Annotated in this window: 20 protein-coding genes; 9 read left to right on the top strand and 11 right to left on the bottom strand. The window is 53.0% G+C overall.

Annotation, left to right across the window (positions count from 1 at the left end; all coding sequences use genetic code 11):
- Window positions 1–2: 2 nt before the first annotated feature.
- The gene (locus H3L93_RS06590) at window positions 3–182 is read right to left on the bottom strand and encodes a hypothetical protein (protein ID WP_003795051.1); all 180 of its coding nucleotides are present in this window, start codon (window positions 180–182) and stop codon (window positions 3–5) included.
- Window positions 183–215: 33 nt separating this feature from the next.
- Complete coding sequence (locus tag H3L93_RS06585) at window positions 216–356, bottom strand: hypothetical protein (protein ID WP_003795053.1); 141 nt, start codon at window positions 354–356, stop codon at window positions 216–218.
- Window positions 357–499: 143 nt separating this feature from the next.
- On the opposite strand from H3L93_RS06585, the gene H3L93_RS06580 reads away from it, so the two are divergent.
- From H3L93_RS06580 to H3L93_RS06570, 3 genes are all read left to right on the top strand, one after another.
- Window positions 500–1504 (top strand): MBL fold metallo-hydrolase, encoded by a 1005-nt coding sequence (locus tag H3L93_RS06580; protein ID WP_003795055.1) that lies wholly within the window; start codon window positions 500–502, stop codon window positions 1502–1504.
- 342 nt (window positions 1505–1846) lie between these two features.
- Entirely contained in the window at window positions 1847–2785 is a 939-nt protein-coding gene (gene ylqF / locus H3L93_RS06575; protein WP_003795060.1) for a ribosome biogenesis GTPase YlqF, read from the top strand.
- A gap of 552 nt (window positions 2786–3337) precedes the next feature.
- On the top strand, window positions 3338–5014 hold the full coding sequence (locus tag H3L93_RS06570) for an LTA synthase family protein (RefSeq protein ID WP_246313961.1): 1677 nt from the start codon (window positions 3338–3340) through the stop codon (window positions 5012–5014).
- 304 nt (window positions 5015–5318) lie between these two features.
- Here the strand turns inward: H3L93_RS06570 and rfbD are convergent, their stop codons facing one another.
- Window positions 5319–6200 carry a dTDP-4-dehydrorhamnose reductase gene (gene rfbD, locus H3L93_RS06565; protein ID WP_003795071.1) on the bottom strand — a complete coding sequence of 294 codons (882 nt, stop codon included), beginning with the start codon at window positions 6198–6200 and terminating at the stop codon, window positions 5319–5321.
- 255 nt (window positions 6201–6455) lie between these two features.
- Between rfbD and H3L93_RS06560 the strand changes: the two genes are divergently transcribed.
- Complete coding sequence (locus H3L93_RS06560) at window positions 6456–6725, top strand: replication initiator protein A (RefSeq protein ID WP_081446087.1); 270 nt, start codon at window positions 6456–6458, stop codon at window positions 6723–6725.
- 51 nt (window positions 6726–6776) lie between these two features.
- Here H3L93_RS06560 and cdiI (H3L93_RS06555) read toward each other — a convergent pair whose 3' ends face one another.
- From cdiI (H3L93_RS06555) to H3L93_RS06520, 8 genes are all read right to left on the bottom strand, one after another.
- Entirely contained in the window at window positions 6777–7157 is a 381-nt protein-coding gene (gene cdiI / locus H3L93_RS06555) for a ribonuclease toxin immunity protein CdiI (RefSeq protein WP_003795078.1), read from the bottom strand.
- Between the two features lie 199 nt (window positions 7158–7356).
- Window positions 7357–7821, bottom strand: coding sequence for a ribonuclease toxin immunity protein CdiI (gene cdiI, locus H3L93_RS06550; protein WP_155803038.1), 465 nt, complete (start codon window positions 7819–7821; stop codon window positions 7357–7359).
- A complete protein-coding gene (locus tag H3L93_RS06545) occupies window positions 7805–7966 on the bottom strand; it encodes a hypothetical protein (protein ID WP_003795084.1) in 162 nt (53 codons plus the stop codon). The genes cdiI (H3L93_RS06550) and H3L93_RS06545 overlap by 17 nt, the downstream gene beginning before the upstream one ends.
- A gap of 119 nt (window positions 7967–8085) precedes the next feature.
- The gene (locus tag H3L93_RS06540; RefSeq protein WP_003795086.1) at window positions 8086–9630 is read right to left on the bottom strand and encodes a phospholipase D family protein; all 1545 of its coding nucleotides are present in this window, start codon (window positions 9628–9630) and stop codon (window positions 8086–8088) included.
- Between the two features lie 139 nt (window positions 9631–9769).
- A complete protein-coding gene (locus H3L93_RS06535; protein ID WP_003795088.1) occupies window positions 9770–10231 on the bottom strand; it encodes a hypothetical protein in 462 nt (153 codons plus the stop codon).
- Window positions 10232–10349: 118 nt separating this feature from the next.
- Window positions 10350–10655, bottom strand: a complete 306-nt coding sequence (locus H3L93_RS06530; RefSeq protein ID WP_155803041.1) for a hypothetical protein — start codon at window positions 10653–10655, stop codon at window positions 10350–10352.
- Window positions 10656–10961: 306 nt separating this feature from the next.
- Window positions 10962–11390 carry a hypothetical protein gene (locus tag H3L93_RS06525; protein WP_003795093.1) on the bottom strand — a complete coding sequence of 143 codons (429 nt, stop codon included), beginning with the start codon at window positions 11388–11390 and terminating at the stop codon, window positions 10962–10964.
- A gap of 64 nt (window positions 11391–11454) precedes the next feature.
- Window positions 11455–12237, bottom strand: coding sequence for a class I SAM-dependent methyltransferase (locus tag H3L93_RS06520; RefSeq protein ID WP_003795095.1), 783 nt, complete (start codon window positions 12235–12237; stop codon window positions 11455–11457).
- A 142-nt stretch (window positions 12238–12379) separates the two neighbouring features.
- On the opposite strand from H3L93_RS06520, the gene H3L93_RS06515 reads away from it, so the two are divergent.
- The 5 genes from H3L93_RS06515 (at window position 12380) to H3L93_RS06495 (ending at window position 18139) form a co-directional block, all read left to right on the top strand.
- Window positions 12380–12652 (top strand): ACT domain-containing protein, encoded by a 273-nt coding sequence (locus tag H3L93_RS06515; RefSeq protein WP_003795097.1) that lies wholly within the window; start codon window positions 12380–12382, stop codon window positions 12650–12652.
- Between the two features lie 80 nt (window positions 12653–12732).
- Window positions 12733–13431 (top strand): tetratricopeptide repeat protein, encoded by a 699-nt coding sequence (locus H3L93_RS06510; protein WP_003795099.1) that lies wholly within the window; start codon window positions 12733–12735, stop codon window positions 13429–13431.
- Window positions 13432–13562: 131 nt separating this feature from the next.
- Entirely contained in the window at window positions 13563–14921 is a 1359-nt protein-coding gene (locus H3L93_RS06505; protein ID WP_003795101.1) for a PFL family protein, read from the top strand.
- Window positions 14922–14999: 78 nt separating this feature from the next.
- The gene (locus H3L93_RS06500; protein ID WP_003795103.1) at window positions 15000–15551 is read left to right on the top strand and encodes a hypothetical protein; all 552 of its coding nucleotides are present in this window, start codon (window positions 15000–15002) and stop codon (window positions 15549–15551) included.
- 368 nt (window positions 15552–15919) lie between these two features.
- On the top strand, window positions 15920–18139 hold the full coding sequence (locus H3L93_RS06495) for a TonB-dependent siderophore receptor (protein WP_003795107.1): 2220 nt from the start codon (window positions 15920–15922) through the stop codon (window positions 18137–18139).
- The last annotated feature ends 41 nt before the right edge of the window (window positions 18140–18180 follow it).

Genomic DNA, 18180 nt, shown 5'->3' with positions numbered 1-18180 from the left:
CCCTAATCAAAAATTGAAAAACGAATGTTTGCGGCTAGGTAAAATTGAATCGTATCAAAAAACGCAGTAAGAACGATGCCGTTTTGTAAATTTTTGCCTTGTTTTTGTAAAACCATACGGCAGCCTGAAATAATATGCTGGTGTGATTTGCGCACTAAAAAACCTGCATCCACCAACAGCATGGCGAATACAGGTTTGCACGTTTTCAGGCTGCCTCAGCCGCCGCACACGCCGCAGCAACCGCTTTTGCCGTGTTCGTCTTTTTTCTCGTTGTTCAAAACGGGCAATTCCACCTCTTTGGCGGGCGCGTCTTTTTGCTCGTTGACATCGTTTACTTGAATGGTGTTTTCGCTCATGGTTTTTCCTTAAAAGCGGGGTTAATCAAGCGGCGGATTATAGCGAGTTTGCACGGCATAGGCAGCCTGAAAAATCCCCCGCCCCCTGTTTCAGGCTGCCTAAACCCCGTATCATCCCATCCTTTTCATCCCACCACACAACCATGCGCTATCCCATCCGCCCCGCCAGCGACCACTACCATCCCATCAGCCAAAAATTCTATGTAACCCCGCCGCAGCAGCCCGTGCAGGGCGGCATTAAAACCGTGCTGCGCTGGCTCAAAGCCATGACCTTCGATGCGCCCAAATACGCCCCGCCCGCGCCGCTGCCCAGCCAAATACCCGATTGGGCAACCTTTTTGCAAGACGACCAGCCGCGCTTCGTTTGGTTTGGGCACAGCACCGTGTTTATCCGCATCGGCGGCAAAACCCTGCTGCTGGACCCCGTGTTCAGCCGACACGCCTCGCCCATCCCGCTTATCTCGCGCCGCTATCAAGCCCCGCCCGCCAGCCTTAGCCAACTGCCGCCCATGGACTACATTCTATACAGCCACAACCACTACGACCACCTGGACAAGCTCACCGTGCGGCACCACATCGACAGCGATACCCAATTTATCGTGCCGCTCAATCTGGGCACGCTGCTGCAAAAATGGGGCATCCCGCCCGCGCGCATCATCGAGCTGGATTGGTGGCAACACACCGCCATCGGCAGCCTGAAAATCCACGCCGTGCCCGCGCGGCACAACAGCAGCCGCGGCTGGGGAGACTTCAACAAAACCCTGTGGGCAGGCTACGTTATCCAAACCCCGCAGCACACCGTCTATTTTTCGGGCGACAGCAGCTACGGCAGCCACTACCGCCAAATCGGGCAACGCTTCCCCAAAATAGACCTCGCCCTCGTTGAAAACGGGCAATACAACGCCAGCTGGCGCGACAACCACATGCACCCCGAAGAAACCGCCCAAGCCGCCGCCGACCTGCGCCCCCAACGCTTTATGCCGATACACTGGGGCATGTTTAGCCTCGCCATGCACCCGTGGGATGAACCCGTGCGCCGCAGTCTCCCGCTGATTCGTGCGCAAAACATCGCCACGCTCACCCCCACGCTCGGGCAAGTGTTCACGCTCAACACGCCAACCAGCGACTGGTGGGAAAACATAAAATGATATAATCCACACCGTTTTCAGGCTGCCTTATCTTGTTTACAAGAACAACAAAGGCAGCCTGAAAAACCGTTTACAAGCCTATCTACCCCCATTTCAGGCTGCAACCTTTGTAAACCCTAAAATCAAACAAAAAATATTAAATTACCGTCATTCCCGCGCAGGCGGGAATCTTGGTTGAACTTAAACAACGGTTTGTTTTAACAATCATTCCAGAATAGCCAATAAGATTCCCGCCTGCGCGGGAATGACGGTATTTTTTGTTTTCAGGCTGCCTCAAAGCCCCACCAAATTTCAGGCTGCCCCATCCCAATCACCCAACCCCCAACACGAAAGCACCCCAACATGGCAATCCAATGGTTTCCCGGCCACATGAACAAAGCAAAAAAAGCCATCGCCGAGCGCCTTAAAAGCGTAGACATGGTGATAGAAATGCTTGACGCACGTCTGCCCGCATCCAGCGAAAACCCCCTGCTCGCCCAACTCGCCAAAGGCAAACCCAAGCTCAAAATTCTCAACAAACAAGACCTTGCCGACCCCGAGCGCACCGCCATCTGGCTGGATTACTTTACCGCGCAAGAGCAAACCCAAGCCATCGCGCTAGACAGCTCCGAAAAAGCCGCCGCTCCCAAAATCACCGCCGCCTGCCGCAGCCTAATGCCCAACCGCAAAGGCATAGACAAACCCCTGCGCGTGCTGATTTGCGGCATCCCCAACGTGGGCAAATCCACGCTCATCAACGGCATGATCGGCAAAAAATCCGCCAAAACAGGCAACGAACCAGGCATCACCAAAGCCGAACAATGCCTATTTTTGGCGGACGACTTTTGGCTCTACGACACCCCCGGCATGCTCTGGCCCAAGATTATCGTAGAAGAATCGGGCTACAACCTCGCCGCCAGCGGCGCCATCGGGCGCAACGCGCTGGATGAAGAAGAAGTCGCGCTGGAACTGCTGGACTACCTGCGCCGCCACTACCTGCTCCTACTGCAAGCGCGATACAGCGCCGACAAAGACCCCAGCAGCCATTGGAACGACACCGCATGGCTAGAATGGGTTGCACAAAAACGCGGCGCCGTATTAAGCGGCAACCGCATCAACTACCAAAAAGCCGCCGAGCTTATTCTCACCGACTTTCGGGAAGGCAAAATCGGGCGCATCACGCTGGAAACGCCCAACCAATGGGAAACATGGCTCAAAGCCGCCCGCAAAAAAGAAGCCGAGCGCAAAGCCGAACGCGAAGCACGCAAAGCCGAGCGCAAAAGGCAGGCGCAAGGTTCATAAAGGCAGCCTGAAAATGGGAAAAACCGTTTTCAGGCTGCCTCAACATCCGCTTATCTTTGCCCATAAGCGTGGCGTCTTGCCGCCACACCCACGCCCCGCAGCCCAACCCTCCGCGCATGGTTCAACAGCGCAAACAGTAAAGGCAGCCTGAAACCTAAAATGGAGCGTCGGCGGCTCGCCGACATTGCTCCAACCCATCAAGCTCTGTTAAATCGTGCCATTTAGCAACAAGCCATCGCCACGCCATTTTAAATTTTCAGGCTGCCTCAACTTACCCCCAAAGGCAGCCTGAAAACCCAAATCACCCCTCCCCAACAACTCTCTCACCATCCCCCATCATGCACTCCCACACTCCCCGCCCCCTATGGCAACTCCCCCTGCTCGTACTCGCCCTTGCCGCGCTGGTTTTCGCCGCCCTGCGCCTCGCCCTACGCGCCGCCTATCCGCACTATTTCGCCGATACCCACCTGCTGCCCGCCTTGCTCACAGGCGCGCGCTTTGACCTAAAACTCGCCGTTATCGCCCTTGCCCCTTGCCTGCTTGTGGTGGCTTGTGCCCACCCGCCGCGCCCGTGTGGCAACGGCATGGCTCGCCTTTGCGCTGCTGGTTGTGTTGCTCGGCTTGGGCATCGCCGATTTGGCATACTTTGGCGAAGTCAGCCGCCACATCGGCAGCGATTTGCTCAACATCGGCGGCGACATCGGCAGCATCATCGGCATCGCCTTCGGTTCGCGCCTTATTTACACGCTGGCTGCGCTGGCTGCCTTTGCCGCGCTGGCGTATTGCTGGCAACGCAGCGTTATCCGCATCGCCCGCGCGCCGATTAAAGGCAGCCTGAAAAGCATCATCCCGCAAAGCCTTGTTTTGCTGATGGGCTATGTGTTCCTTGCCCGCGGCATGGTGCTAACAGGCAAACCGCTGAACAGCATAGATGCCTTCAACGGCAACGGGCAAAGCCAAGCCAACCTCACGCTCAACGGCGCACTCGTTACCCTGCAAGCGCTCAACGACCGCCGCGCCGCCGCGCCGTTGCGCTATCTGGACGACGCCACCGCCCAGCGCATCGCCGCCGCGCATCCCCATCCCTTCCGTTATCAAACCAGCAATCCGCCCAGCCGCAAAAACGTAGTCATCATTTTGCTGGAAAGCTGGAGCTACAAATACATAGACGCGCTGGCAGGCAAAGGCTACCGCGCCACGCCACACATGGACGCGCTCATCGCCCAAAGCCAAGTGTGGACGAACTTCTACGCCGCAGGGCAGCGCAGCATCATCGGCATCCAAGCCAGCCTGACTTCCGTGCCCGCCCTGCCCAACCGCCAGCCCATCGGCTTCGGGCTAGAACTCAACAACATGAGCCGCATCGCCGAACTCGCGCAGCAACAAGGCTACCGCACCCTGATGCTGCAAACATCCAACCGCCGCTCATTCCACATCGACGGCGTAGCCAAAGCCATCGGCTTCCAAGAATACTACGGCAAAGAAGACGTACCCATCATCCGCGCCTACCCGCAAGACCCGCCGCCCTTTGGCTGGGACTACGACAGCCTGATGTATTTCGGCAAACAAATCAGCAGCAAGCCCGAACCCTTTTTCGCCTTCTTTTTCAGCGGCACCACCCACGAACCCTACGCCCGCAGCGGCAAAGAATTCGACACCCGCCCCCACGCCGAAACAGGTGAAAACGGCTTTCTTAACACCCTGCAATACAGCGATTGGTCGGTCGCCCAATTTATGCAATACGCCGCCCAGCAGCCGTGGCACAACAACACCATCTACATCTTTATGGCCGACCACACCCGCAACGAACCCATCCGCAGCGACAGCGTGCGCGAGCAATACCACATCCCGCTGATTGTGTACCACCCGCAATGGCAGCCTGAAAAACATCCCGAACTCGCCAGCCAATACGACATCCTGCCCACTCTAGCCGACTGGCTCGGCATCCAGCAGCCCGTGTACACCTTCGGGCGCAGCCTTGCCAACCGGCAAACACGCGCCAACGAACTGCCGCTGATGCTCAACCACGGCGACGATGCCTACATCCTCAGCTCCAACGGCATCGCCCCGCTCGCCCCAGGCAGCCTGAAAACGAATGCAATGAGTGTCGGCGAAGCCAAAACGCTAGACAGCAACGACAGCAGCGCATGGCAGCAAGATTGGCAATACGAGCAATGGCGCATCCAAACCGCCGACCAAAAACTACGCCATAACCAATGGGCGCAGTAAGCAGGCGATAAGGCAGCCTGAAAGTGGCGCATCGGCGGCTCGCCAATATTTCGCTGGCAACTTGCCAATAAGCGCAGCAAATAGTGCGTGAACCAGTTCACACACCCACACCCGCCCATTTGGTAACAAGCCATCGCTGCACCATTTATTAGCTTTTCAGGCTGCCTTTGCCCATCCCCAATCCAAAAAACGCCGCAGGTCGTCCTATTGACCTGCGGCGTTTGTTTACATCAGATGGACGGCGTTTGCCCGATGGCGGCAACGCTTGATTGCACAACGACAACCAAGGCAGCCTGAAACCCGCTTAAACATAGTCTTTCAGGCTGCCTAATGCGGCTTGCCAGTCGCTGGGGGCGATGCCGAAGGCGGCTTGGATTTTGCTGCAATCGAGGCGCGAGTTAGCGGGGCGGCGGGCGGGGGTGGGGTAGTCGGCGGTGGCGATGGCGTTGAGCGTGGGAATGCGCGGCAGCAGGTTTTGCTCGGCGGCGCGGCGGAAGATTTCGCCGGCAAAGCCGTGCCAGCTGGTGTAGGGGCTGCCTGAAAAGTGGTACACGCCGTATTCGACGGGCTGCCCTGCGGCGATGTGTCGGGCGATTTGGATGAGCGCGGCGGCGATGTCGCCTGCGTAGGTGGGCGCGCCGAATTGGTCGGCAACGATGCCGAGCGTGTCGCGTTCGCGTCCGAGCCGCAGCATGGTTTTCACGAAATTGTTACCGTGTTCGCCAAACACCCATGCAGTGCGCAAGACGATGGTGCGCGGGCAGGCGGCGAGCGCGGCGGTTTCGCCGTCCAGCTTGGTTTGCCCGTACACGCTTTGCGGGGCGGTGGAGTCGGTTTCGCGGTAGGGGGCTTCGCCTTTGCCGTCAAACACATAGTCGGTGGAGATGTGCAAAAACGCTGCGCTGATGGCTTGGGCGGCTTCGGCTAGGTGGCGTGTGCCGTCCACGTTGATGGCGCGGGCGAGTTCGGGCTCGCTTTCGGCTTTATCAACGGCGGTGTGGGCGGCGGCGTTGATGATGATGTGGGGGCGGTGAGTTTGGGCAGCCTGAAACACGGCGGCGCGGTCGGTGATGTCCAGCGTGTCGCGGTCGGCGGCGATGACGGTGGCGTCGGGCCGGGCTTGCAGTTGGCGCACGAGCTGGCTGCCGACTTGTCCGTTTGCGCCGGTGATGAGGTAGGTGGTCATGGGGTGCTCCTTTGGCGTGGGGGGCGTGGGGGTTAAAGGGGGAAGGTGTTTTCAACCTTGCGCGTTGCGCTGCGGTATACCCCTTTGGCTTTGCATAAGTTCGCATGGCTAAATCAAAGATTTAGATGCTCACTTATACCCAAATCAAAGATTTGGACAAAGGGGCAAGGCTGCCTATTATAAGGGGATGGCTGGGGCAGCCTGAAATTTATCGTGGGGCTGTGCGTTGGTTGCCAAGATGTCGTCGTGCTGCCAATGCTTCATGCGCGGATGGCAGTTGGGCAAGATTTTCAGACTGAGCTATGTGCTAAACATTGCGGGAAGCAAAAAGAATGGCACATTTCTCTGGGAACGTTGCATAAAAAATCGGGCAGCATGGCTACGCTACGAGAGTTTCGCCGTGCCGTTCGTTCATTGGTCGCCAGCAATGATTTGCCCGATTACCGACTGACTTATGATGATAAGAAAGATGTGTTGAGAGTGCGGAATCGGGATTGGTCTAAATTTCTCAAAAAATCACCATAGGCAGCCTGAAAATGGAATTTAGTGTTTTCAGGCTGCCTAAATGGGGTAACATCATTCAAGAGGTTTATATTCAGCTGGAAACTCATCTACCCCAATCGGTTGCCAATTATCTAAAATCTGATTTAAGAAATCGCGGTATTTTTGCTCAGGATGGAGTTCTAAAAACCGCTCGCAGGCTTGCTTGGCGTAAGCAAAACAAACACTCTCGGGAACATGAACTACCCAATCGGGTAAGTCAAATCCCCACACAAATTCAACACCTAGGAAATAATCTTCGGGATCTGGACTATTAAAATCTGGATAGGAACAATAAGTTCCTTCCACAAAAAATGTATCGCGCTCTACCAAGATACAATAAATTGCCTCTAAAAATACGCCATCATGGTAAAAAACACTAAAACAATATTTAATTGTTCTTTCTGGATTTTCCATATAATTGGTATTTGGATAAAAAAAAATCAAAATTATCTGGTTCTATTGGATTGTAAATAGGAATATCTTTATTCTGGATGCACATTATTTATCACTCCTGTGTTTTTATCTACATAAACCCTAAATTTTTCAAAAAATCACAATAGGCAGCCTGAAAAGCCTAAATTGAGAGTTTTCAGGCTGCCTAAATGGAGTAACATCATTCAAGAGGGTGATATTCAGCTGGAAACTCATCTACCCCAAGCGGTTGCCAATTATCTAAAATCTGATTTAAGAAATCGCGGTATTTTTGCTCAGGATGGAGTTCTAAAAACCGCTCGCAGGCTTTCTTGGCGTAAGCAAAACAAACTTTTTCGGGAACATAAACCGTCCATTCTGGGTCATCAAAGCCACTGGCAAATTCAATACCTAGAAAGTGATCCCTAGGATCTGGGCTATTAAAATCTGGATAGAAACAATAAGTTCCCTCTACAAAAAATGTATCATGCTTTGCTAGAATATAGTAAATTGCTTTTAAAAATACACCATCATTATAAAAGATGCTAAAACATAATTTTATAGTCCTGTCCGGATTATCCATAAAATGGTTTACCGAATAAAAAAAACTAAATGTGTCTGATTTTGTTGGATTGTATGATGGTAAATCTTCATTCTGGATGAACATTTCTAACTACTCCTGTGTTTTTATCTACATAAACTCTAAATTTAATACCATTAAAATATTCGCTGTATCGGTCTTTTCCTTGATTTGTGTATTTGTAATACCCTTTTGCAGCGGCTTTCTGCCCCCATTCCAATATATCTTTCATCCCCGCCTACGCGAGAATGACGGCAGTTGTTGCGTTTCAGGCTGCCGTTGGGGTTTTGCTAAGGTTTCAGGCTGCCTATTATGGCAACCGCTAAGGCAGCCTGAAACCCTAAAACCGCATCACAACAGCCGTTCAATCGGTAGCCATGATAAAAATTTGCTGAGGGCGCGTTTAAATAGGCTGGCTTGTGGTTCGGTGGTGGCGGGGGGCTGCTCGGGGTGGTCGGGGTCTTGCCATTGCACTTTGCCCTTGTCGCTTAGGGTTACGCGGTAGGCTTCGTGTTGGGCTTGTTGGTGCAGCTGCTGTTGCAAGGTTTGGGCAAGTTCGGGGCTTTGGATGACTACGCCCATTTCGGTGTTGAGCCGCGCGCTGCGGGGGTCTAAGTTGAACGAGCCGACGAACACGCGCTGTTTGTCGACGATAAAGGTTTTGGCGTGCAGGCTGGTGCCGGAATTGCCGGTTAGCCCGCGGTCTTTGAGCTTGCGTTTTTTGTCGTTGCTTTCGGCTTTGAGTTCGTAGAGTTCCACGCCTGCGCGTAGCAGGGGTTTGCGGTAGCGCATATAGCCTGAATGCACGGGGGCAACATCGGTGGCGGCGAGGGAGTTGGTGAGTATGGTGGTGTGGATGCCCGATTGGGTGATGGTTTGCATGATGTCTGCGCCTGTGCGCGTGGGCACGAAATAGGGGCTGACGAGATAGAGTTCGCGCTGGGGCGTGCCAAGGGCTTTTTGGATTTCACTCCACACGTTGACGCGCACTTTGCGGTCTAGGGCTTTGGCGGGGTCGTCGCTAACGAGCTGGATTTGGCTGGGGTAGTATTTCAGGCTGCCTTGGGGGGGCGGTTCGGGCGCGGGGTCGCTGCCGTTGGCGCTGAGCTGGACGTTGCCTTGGGCGATGCGGCGGGCGGTGGGCTTGATGATGGTTTCCAGCGGGTAGGCGGAGTCGCTGCGCCAATAGCGGTCAAATTCTTGCGAAATGCGGGTTACGATGCTGCCGCTCACTAAAACGTCCATATCGGCGAAGGTGGTTTTTTGCGCGCTGTCGGTGAGGTATTCGTCGCCGATGTTGCGCCCGCCGATGATGCTGGCGCGGTTGTCGGCGGTGAGGGTTTTGTTGTGCATACGGCGGTTTACGCGGGGGAAGTCGGCAAGGTAGCCCAGCGCGCGCCATTTGCGGATGAGAAAGGGGTTGAACAGGCGGATTTGGATGTTGGGATGGACGTTGAGCGCGGTGAGGATGTCGTCCGTGCCGTTGGTGTTGTTGTCGTCCAGCAAGAGGCGCACGCGCACCCCGCGCTGGGCGGCTTGGAGCAGCTTGCGCAGCAGCTGCTTGCCTGTGGTGTCGTTGTGCCAGATGTAGTATTGCGCGTCGATGGACACGCTGGCGTGGTCAATTAGGCTGGCGCGTAGGGCGTAGGCTTGGTTGGCTTGGTCGATGATGTGGGTGTGGGCGTTGAAAATCGGCTCATCAAGCTGCTGGGGCTTGGGTTCGGGCGGCGAGTTGGCGGGCGCGGGGTCGCTGTTGGGCGGGAGATTTAGCGCGCGTTCTAGCTGGGGGCTGTGAACGGTGGGGATGTAGATGGAGGGCTCGCGCTGGGCGAGGTCGGGGAGGGCTTGGCAGGCGGTAAGCAGGGGGAGCAGGAGGAGGGTGGATGTGGGGCGCATAAAAGGCAGCCTGAAAACGGTTGGCAAAAGTGCGCGTATTGTAGCAAAAGAGCAGCCTAAAATTGGGGTTCAGGCTGCTGAGAGATGCTGGATTTAAGAATGGGGAATTTGAATTTTAGCGTTTTTTGTGTTTTATATTTTATTTGTTGTGATTGTTCTTTAAGTCAGCAGGGTTAAATGAATAGTCATAAAAATAAATTTGCTTCCAAAACGGTAAGTCTATAACCGTAATATATTCCACAAATAAGCATTTATGCTGTTCACGAGCAACGTCTCTATCTCGTATAAATTGTTTTTTCTTTAACTCAATGGGGAAATCGTTTTTTTGGCGATTTAACCAATTGTTAATTGTTACATCTATTGCAAAATAAGATTTTCCATTTATTTTGAAATAGTTTCCTTTTTTTCCTGTACCCAAATAATAATGGGCGCAAGCTATTTCCGTTTTTTTATTTTTCTTATAGATATGGATAGCCATTTCTGGAAGAATATAAGTATCTAAAATTAAGTAAGAAATTTGCAATATAGTGCAAAATATTAAAAAATTTCCTGTTATTTTGGTAAAAGTACCTTCTTCATCTTCATCTGTATTTTTATCCATTGTTTTCTTTCAATGTTTGTTTTTTAAATTGTGTGAGTTAAATGAGTAAATCATATTAACTTATTTGTCAATGCACTAAAAATCTGCTTACCCCCCCCTTTTTTTTTTCAGGCTGCCGCTAGTCAATGAAATCATAAATATAATTAAACTCATTGTGAAGAAAATAAACTTTTACTTTTTTTATTTTGTAACAATACTTCTTTTTAACGCCCCAATCTTTATTTCTATTTAAGCTATTCTTATATTTAAAATAGGCAGGAGATTTGTCAATTATTAAATCTTCAATTCTAGCACTATAATTATCTATTTTGTAAATAGCCCCTCTACGTTGCGAACCTAAAAAATACAAGCATCCTATCTGTATATTTTTTGCTTCTCTGCTTTTCCAATAAGCGATGTCTTTTGGGATGGTTAGCAAAGCCATAAGATAGAGTGTGTATATAAGCAATACAATGCTAATTGCGATAAGTATAGAAGCGCGTATGTTGTCAATTATATCGGGCTTGCTTGTTTTCATAATTAGTAAAATTCATAACGATTGAGGTGTCATCATTTTTCAGGCTGCCTACTCTCGCCTACTGCTTGCGCGGCAAAAACTGCACCAAATACGTATTCTCTGGCAACAATGTTTTGCGTAGCGCGTGCCCTTGGATGATTTCCAGCGTGAGCGTTTTCAGGCTGCCTTGTTGCCATGCTTGTTTTTAAAGTATAGGAAGTAATTATATAAAATTCAGTAAATAAAATCATAAATATAACTAGAATCTTCATTTAAAAAATGAACAGGCACATATTTTACTTTGTAACAATAATTCTTCTCCCATATTTCATTATTACCATATAGGGCAGTGCCTCTATTCCTGTTTTTAAATTTTATAGATGCAGGAGAATCGGTAATCAATAAATCACCAAATAAACTTCCATTATATCCATTTATTCTATGTATAGGTCTATTTTTAAAATCATCTCCTACAAAATATAAGCAGCCTTCTTTTATATTATTAATATTTTTACTTTTAAAGTAGGCGATTTGGGGAGGGATAAGAAATAATGCTGAAAAATAAAACAATAATACTCCATTAATAATAATCGCAATAGCAAATATTCCTATTTGCACATTTTTTCTTATTTTGTTAATTAAATCTTGCTTATTATTTTCCATATTTAATTAAATCCTTGTGGTGTAATTGACTCAATTTTGGTAATTTCAGACTGCATACTATTGCCTACTGCTTGCGCGGCAAAAACTGCACCAAATACGTATTCTCTGGCAACAATGTTTTGCGTAGCGCGTGCCCTTGGATAATTTCCAGCGTGAGCGTTTTCAGGCTGCCTTGTTGCCATGCTTGTTGCACGATTTCTTGCGCGGCGGTTTCGTCGCTAGGGCGCAGGGCTTGCCAGATGCCGAGTTCGGCGATGTCTTGCAGCAGGGCGCTGGGGCTTTGGTAATCGAGCGTGAGGCTGATGGTGTCCACGATGGGGTCATAAAAATGATGTTCCAGCAGGGCATCGCCCAGGTCGTGCATATCTACCAGCGTGGGGGCGGGGCAGGGCAGTTGGTGGTCTTGCAGAATTTGGCGCAGCTCGGGCAGGCTTTGGTTGCCCAGATGGCTGAAAAAGAGCAGCCCGTTATCGTGCAGGGCTTGCGACCAGTTGGCGAGGGTGTCGCCGATGTTGTCGGCATGGTGCAGCATCAGGTTGCTCCACAGCATTTCGGCGCCGTTTTCAGGCAGCCTGAAAGCGGGCGATAGCTGGGTTTGCGGGATTTGCCCTTTGCCTGATATTTTGCCCAGCCAGCCGCTTTGGGCGCGGCGGCTTTGCGCGGCTTGTTGCAGCCATTTTTCGCGGTGGTCGTGTTCGCTGAATGTGGCGTGGGGATAGCGTGCGGCGAGCAGGCGGCGGCTGATGTCGTTGTCGGCGCCATGCAGCAGAATGGTTTTGGGTTCGCGGCGCAGCAGCAAAAGGCGGCTGTCCATTTGTTCGGCGATGTGGGCGTGGATGGGGAGCATGGTGGTTGTGCGGGTAAATAAAAAGCTGTGATTTTAGGCAGCCTGAAATGGAGGGGCAAGCAATGATGCGTTTCAGGCTGCCTGAACGCGGGGTTTGGGCTACAATGCGCCTTTCTGTAAACATCGCATTGAAAGGCGCATCATGTCGCAATCCATTATCAGCGTGATTGGCAAAGACCGCGTGGGCATCGTGTACAACGTATCCAAGCTGCTCGCGGAAAATCAAATCAATATTGTGAATATCAGCCAGCAGCTGATGGGCGAATTTTTCACCATGATTATTCTGGTGGACACCCGCCAATGCAGCAAAACGCCGCCGCAGCTGGCGGAGCTGTTTGCCGCAGAGGGCAAAAAATTATCGCTGGAAATCCGCATTCAAAACGAAGAGATTTTTCACGCCATGCACCGCATTTGAGCCATCGGGCAGCCTGAAACGGCAACCTGTTTTTAGGCTGCCTTATTGCAACCCCATCTTTCCCCAAAGGCAGCCTGAAAATGAAAAAAGCCCTGTTTGCCGCCTTGCTCGCCGCGTTGGGCGCAATCGCCAGCCCAGCCGCCCAAGCCGCGCCCTATCCGCCGCACGACATCATGAGCATCGTCCGGCTCGACCATATTGACATGCCGCTTGCCGACAAAGTGATGAGCGATTTGTATGACCACGCGGGCAACTATCCGCCGCGCTTTGACAACGATGCTGACCGGCAACGCGCCCAAGCCGAAGCCGCGCAGCTCAACCGCCTGTTTGCAGGCATCATCAAAGTGAAAGCCGTTACCCCGCAGCAGCCTGAAAAATACATCAACGTGCTCTACCGCCTCGCGCGGCTGAACGCGATGGCGCACAACATGGACATGCCCAACGCCGCCGCCCAAGCCGACCGCTATTTTCAAGAAATGATTAAGCTGTTGAACAACAAGCCCAAAGAAAAAGCCCGCGCCCAAGGCGAATACGGCGCGTTTTTGGTGGGCAGCAACCGCATCGACCGCGCCATGCCGCTGTTGCAGCAAGCGATTAAAGGCGGCGATACCAACGCCCATCTGCCGCTGGGCATGGCGTATCTGATGAAAGGCAGGCAAGCCGAAGCAGTGAAACATTTGCAAACCCATCAGAAAAATCACCCGCAAGACGAGCGCGCCCGCGTGCTGTTGGAAGCGATTGAAAAAGGCACGTTTAAAGTGCATCGCGTCAATCCCTGATTATTGCGGCAGCCTGAAACGGCGAAACCCACTTTCAGGCTGCCTGTCGCCATCTTTGTTTTATCCCAGCCAAAGGCAGCCTGAAACGGCGTAGCAACGGCTTTCAGGCTGCCTCTTTCACGGAAACTCCTATGAACACCCTACAATCCACCGAAATCCTAGAAACCATCCGCATGGTGTCCGACCAAAACTTCGACGTGCGCACCATCACCATCGGCATCGACCTGCACGACTGCATCTCGCCCGACATCCACACGCTCAACCAAAACATCTACAACAAAATCACCCGCATCGGCAAAGATTTGGTCGCCACCGCGCAGCATCTTTCCGCTAAATACGGCGTGCCGATTGTGAACCAGCGCATCTCGGTAACGCCCATCGCGCAAATCGCCGCCGCCACGGGTGCGGAAAGCTATGTGAGCATCGCGCAAACGCTTGACCGCGCCGCCAAAGCCATCGGCGTGTCGTTTATCGGCGGCTTTTCCGCGCTGGTGCAAAAAGGCATGTCGCCCGCCGACGAAGTGCTGATTCGCTCCATCCCCGAAGCGATGAAAACGACAGACATCGTGTGCAGCTCCATCAACATCGGCTCCACCCGCGCGGGTATCAATATGGATGCGGTGAAGCTGGCTGGCGAAATCATCAAGCAAACCGCCGACATCACGCCCGAAGGCTTCGGCTGCGCCAAAATCGTGGTGTTTTGCAACGCGGTGGAAGACAACCCGTTTATGGCGGGTGCGTTCCACGGCGCGGGCGAGGCAGACGCGGTGATTAACGTGGGCGTGTCGGGGCCGGGCGTGGTTCAGGCTGCCTTAAAAGATTGCGCCAGCCAAAATCTCACCGAAATCGCCGAAATCGTGAAAAAAACCGCGTTCAAAATCACCCGCGTGGGCGAGCTGATTGGGCAAGAAGCGGCGAAAATGCTCGGCATTCCGTTTGGCATTTTGGATTTATCGCTCGCGCCCACGCCTGCCATGGGCGACAGCGTGGCGCGGATTTTGGAAAGCATGGGCTTATCGGTGTGCGGCACGCACGGCACCACCGCCGCGCTGGCGTTGCTCAACGACGCAGTGAAAAAAGGCGGCATGATGGCTTCCAGCGCGGTGGGCGGGCTAAGCGGCGCGTTTATCCCCGTGTCGGAAGACGAAGGCATGATTGCCGCGGCGCAAAGCGGCGTGCTCACGCTGGACAAGCTGGAAGCGATGACCGCAGTTTGCTCGGTGGGCTTGGATATGGTTGCCGTGGCGGGCGATACCCCCGCCAGCACAATCGCAGGCATCATCGCCGACGAAGCCGCCATCGGCATGATTAACAGCAAAACCACCGCCGTGCGGATTATTCCCGTTACAGGCAAAGGCGTGGGCGAGCGCGTGGAATTTGGCGGGCTGCTGGGCTACGCGCCGATTATGCCGACCAAAGCAGGGAGCTGCGAAGCGTTTGTGAACCGAGGCGGGCGCATTCCCGCGCCTGTGCAGAGCATGAAAAACTGATTTGCTGCCAACCATCAGAGGCAGCCTGAAAATAGATTGACCGCGTTTTAGGCTGCCTTTTGACTAGGAGTAACACCGATGATTGTTTTGCCGATCGACACCTGCGAAATGTTCTGGCGCGCGTTTGCAGGCGAAGTGCCGCCCGCCGAGTTAGCGCAATGGATTTACGCGCACGATGCCGAGCTGGAAGCCCTGCTGCCCGATGATGTCTATCTGGATTTGATTTCGCTGGATTTCGCCGACAAATGGGCGTTGCACGAAGTTGAAAAACTGATGGGCGATTATGTGCAGCGCGACAGCCAAGCCTACCAACGCTTTGCAGACGGTGCGCCCATGCGCGAAGTGCTTCACTCTCTGCGGCGGCTTGCGGCGCAGCCCAACGATACCTTGGCGTTTGAACGCCTGCTGGATGGCGCGCAGCATTTCCCTTTTTTGTACGACTTGACGGACGAGATGCAAGACTGGTTTGCCGACGACTACCGCACGCCGCTTTCGCCCGAAAAGCAAGCCAAAATTCGCACCATCGCACAAAGTCTGCTGGACGACATCGCCGCCGAACGGATTGTGTTTGCCTTCACCACCCAAGGCGTGCTGTTTTGCGTGGACGAAAGGCAGCCTGAAAACGGGTAAAGCGGGTTTTCGGGCTGCCTCAAATGCTTATTCAAAAGCTGCTAAAAATAAAATGGCTAAGGCAGCCTGAAAAGGGATTTCCCCGTTTTCAGGCTGCCTTTTATAAATAGACAACGCAATCATTACCCCACCGATAATGCTCCCCGCTCCTCCTTTCGCCGCCCGCTTATACACCAACCCAAAACACACCATTCAGCATTTAGAACGATACCCCCTAACCAAAAAACCGTATCGTTGCCTAGCCGTCAAACCTATCTGCGGATATGGATGATTTTTATATAATCTTACGTTTCTTTACATCACAACACTGCCTGTAACCAGCCTAATAAACAGGGTTCGCAGGCATTTTTTAAAAAGGAACAACATCCATGCGCTCCAAACACCACCACAAAATCCGCACGCTCGCGCTGTGCCTTGCCGCGCTGCCCGCTGCCGCCTTTGCCGAAGATGGCAACACCGCAACCGAATTGGAAAACATTACCGTAACCGCCAAAAAACGCAGCCTGAAAACAGAAAACCGCAACAGCTACGGCGTGGGCGCGCTGCGCTCCACCACAGGCTTGGTGCTTTCACCGCGCGAAGTTCCGCAATCGGTAACCGTGCTGACTAAAAAGCAGCTTGAAGACCAAGGCATCATGCGCCTTGAAGATGCGCTGAAAACCGCCACAGGCATCAATGTATTCAAATCGGGCACGCGCACGCATTTTATGTCGCGCGGCTATTTTATTGAGCAGATTGAAGAAGACGGCATTGCCGCGCAAACTGGCTCACCAGGTGGCTTCGGTCTCGGCGGCCCCTCGGGCGACCCGACCACCGCCACCGACTTGGCGATGTATGACCGCGTAGAAATCGTGCGCGGCGCGGCAGGGCTAACGCAGGCGAACAACGAGCCGGGCGGAACGGTCAATCTCGTGCGTAAAAAACCGACCGTGCAAACGCAGATTTCCGCCGATCTTCTCGCCGACCGCTTCGGCAAAATCAACGGCGTGTTTGATGCTTCGGGCTCGCTCTCACCAGAAAACGGCCTGCGCGGACGCTTCGTTGGCTCGGTAACACGCAACAAAACTTTCCAAGAAGGCTCGCACGGCCGCGACTATATGCTGTACGGCATTTTGGAAAAAGACTTCGGCGACACAGGCAAGCTCACGTTAAGCGCAAGCCACCTTGACCAGATGAGCCGCCCCGACCCCGACGGCCTGCCGCTGTTTGCCGATGGCAGTGGCTTTGAGCGCAAACGCTATTTGGGCGCAGATTGGAACACCGAACGTCAGAAAAAAGACACGCTGTTTGCCGAATACGAACACTATTTCAACGACAACTGGAAACTGGACAGCAAACTAGACTGGCGCAAAACACGCGGTTATAAAGAGTATTACACGCTGGGCGGCGGCAACCGTGGCATCGGCGCAGACAACCTTGCTGGGAACAACAGCTTTGACCGCTACGACAGCAGCAGCCGTCTGTTCACCTTTCAAAACAACCTTACTGGTCGCTTCCAAGCCTTTGGTCGCAGCCACGACATCTTTTTCGCCCACACTTTCGCGCAAGAAAAAGACACCTCGCTTAACCGCTGGCCTGCAAGCGATCGCCGCAAATTTAATGTAAACACATTCAACGGCAGCGAAATCGCCAAACCCGATTGGGACGCAGCGGGAAACAGCGCACGCGGCGGCGAAGGCCGTTACAAAACCCATTCTTTCGGCGCAGGTTTCCGTATCAACCCGCTAGACAATCTGCACATTATTGTAGGCGGTCGTTATACCCGCTGGTATCGCGCCCTTGACTGGGACAGAAACCTCAAAGACCGCACTCCCGCCACCACGCAGGAGCTCAAACGCAACCGCTTTGTGCCCTACGCAGGCATCACGTTTGACCTGACACCTAACCAAAGCCTGTATGCCGCCTACACCTCCATTTTCAAACAAACCATGAACCGCCGCGCTGACGACAGCCTGCTGCCGCCGATTATGGGCAAAAACTACGAAATCGGCTGGAAAGGCACATGGAACGGAGGCCGCCTGAACACATCACTCGCCGCCTACCTCACCGACAAAGACAACAACAACCAGCGCGTCAACCCGCCTGCAGGCAGCGGTCGCCAAGCCTATTGGACTTCGCTTGACCAGCGCAGCAAAGGTGTGGAAGCTGAAATTTCAGGCAGCATCACCGACCGCTGGAACATCTTTGCTGGCTACACCTTCAATCGCAGCACCAACCGCAACACCATTCAGGAAAACATCGCCAGCAGGCAGGCGGGCTACAATTTCAGCAGCCACACGCCCAAGCATATGTTCCGCCTTTACACCAGCTACACGCTGCCCTTTGACAGCGACAAATGGACAGTTGGTCTCGGCATCAACAGCAGCAGCAAATCCAGCACCAGCGGCGGCACCATCCGCCAAGGCGGCTACACCGTGTGGAACGCCAATCTGCAATACCGCCCCACCAAGCAGATACAGTTGAGCCTTGCTGTGAACAACCTCACCGATAAACGCTACTATGCCAACCAATACAGCCGCAGCTTTAATAGCGGCAATTTCTACGGCGAACCGCGCAACGTGCTGCTTGGTTTTAAATGGAAAATGTAAGGTGGTTTGATTTAAACCCGATAAGGCAGCCTGAAAACGCT

This window comes from Kingella oralis, assembly GCF_014054985.1.
Taxonomy (GTDB): Bacteria; Pseudomonadota; Gammaproteobacteria; order Burkholderiales; family Neisseriaceae; genus Kingella_B; species Kingella_B oralis.
This window is presented reverse-complemented; position numbering and strand designations above follow the sequence as displayed.

What these genes read in the sequence shown, in the direction of transcription:
- H3L93_RS06515 (WP_003795097.1), top strand. Translation starts at nt 12,380, where the DNA reads ATGTCGCAATCCATTATCAGCGTGATTGGCAAAGACCGCGTGGGCATC.
- H3L93_RS06525 (WP_003795093.1), bottom strand. Translation starts at nt 11,390, where the DNA reads ATGGAAAATAATAAGCAAGATTTAATTAACAAAATAAGAAAAAATGTG.
- H3L93_RS06520 (WP_003795095.1), bottom strand. Translation starts at nt 12,237, where the DNA reads ATGCTCCCCATCCACGCCCACATCGCCGAACAAATGGACAGCCGCCTT.
- H3L93_RS06530 (WP_155803041.1), bottom strand. Translation starts at nt 10,655, where the DNA reads ATGGCTTTGCTAACCATCCCAAAAGACATCGCTTATTGGAAAAGCAGA.
- H3L93_RS06585 (WP_003795053.1), bottom strand. Translation starts at nt 356, where the DNA reads ATGAGCGAAAACACCATTCAAGTAAACGATGTCAACGAGCAAAAAGAC.
- H3L93_RS06510 (WP_003795099.1), top strand. Translation starts at nt 12,733, where the DNA reads ATGAAAAAAGCCCTGTTTGCCGCCTTGCTCGCCGCGTTGGGCGCAATC.
- cdiI (WP_003795078.1), bottom strand. Translation starts at nt 7,157, where the DNA reads ATGGAAAATCCAGAAAGAACAATTAAATATTGTTTTAGTGTTTTTTAC.
- H3L93_RS06495 (WP_003795107.1), top strand. Translation starts at nt 15,920, where the DNA reads ATGCGCTCCAAACACCACCACAAAATCCGCACGCTCGCGCTGTGCCTT.
- cdiI (WP_155803038.1), bottom strand. Translation starts at nt 7,821, where the DNA reads ATGTTCATCCAGAATGAAGATTTACCATCATACAATCCAACAAAATCA.
- H3L93_RS06500 (WP_003795103.1), top strand. Translation starts at nt 15,000, where the DNA reads ATGATTGTTTTGCCGATCGACACCTGCGAAATGTTCTGGCGCGCGTTT.
- H3L93_RS06580 (WP_003795055.1), top strand. Translation starts at nt 500, where the DNA reads ATGCGCTATCCCATCCGCCCCGCCAGCGACCACTACCATCCCATCAGC.
- H3L93_RS06540 (WP_003795086.1), bottom strand. Translation starts at nt 9,630, where the DNA reads ATGCGCCCCACATCCACCCTCCTCCTGCTCCCCCTGCTTACCGCCTGC.
- H3L93_RS06560 (WP_081446087.1), top strand. Translation starts at nt 6,456, where the DNA reads ATGCTTCATGCGCGGATGGCAGTTGGGCAAGATTTTCAGACTGAGCTA.
- ylqF (WP_003795060.1), top strand. Translation starts at nt 1,847, where the DNA reads ATGGCAATCCAATGGTTTCCCGGCCACATGAACAAAGCAAAAAAAGCC.
- H3L93_RS06545 (WP_003795084.1), bottom strand. Translation starts at nt 7,966, where the DNA reads ATGAAAGATATATTGGAATGGGGGCAGAAAGCCGCTGCAAAAGGGTAT.
- H3L93_RS06590 (WP_003795051.1), bottom strand. Translation starts at nt 182, where the DNA reads ATGCTGTTGGTGGATGCAGGTTTTTTAGTGCGCAAATCACACCAGCAT.
- rfbD (WP_003795071.1), bottom strand. Translation starts at nt 6,200, where the DNA reads ATGACCACCTACCTCATCACCGGCGCAAACGGACAAGTCGGCAGCCAG.
- H3L93_RS06505 (WP_003795101.1), top strand. Translation starts at nt 13,563, where the DNA reads ATGAACACCCTACAATCCACCGAAATCCTAGAAACCATCCGCATGGTG.
- H3L93_RS06535 (WP_003795088.1), bottom strand. Translation starts at nt 10,231, where the DNA reads ATGGATAAAAATACAGATGAAGATGAAGAAGGTACTTTTACCAAAATA.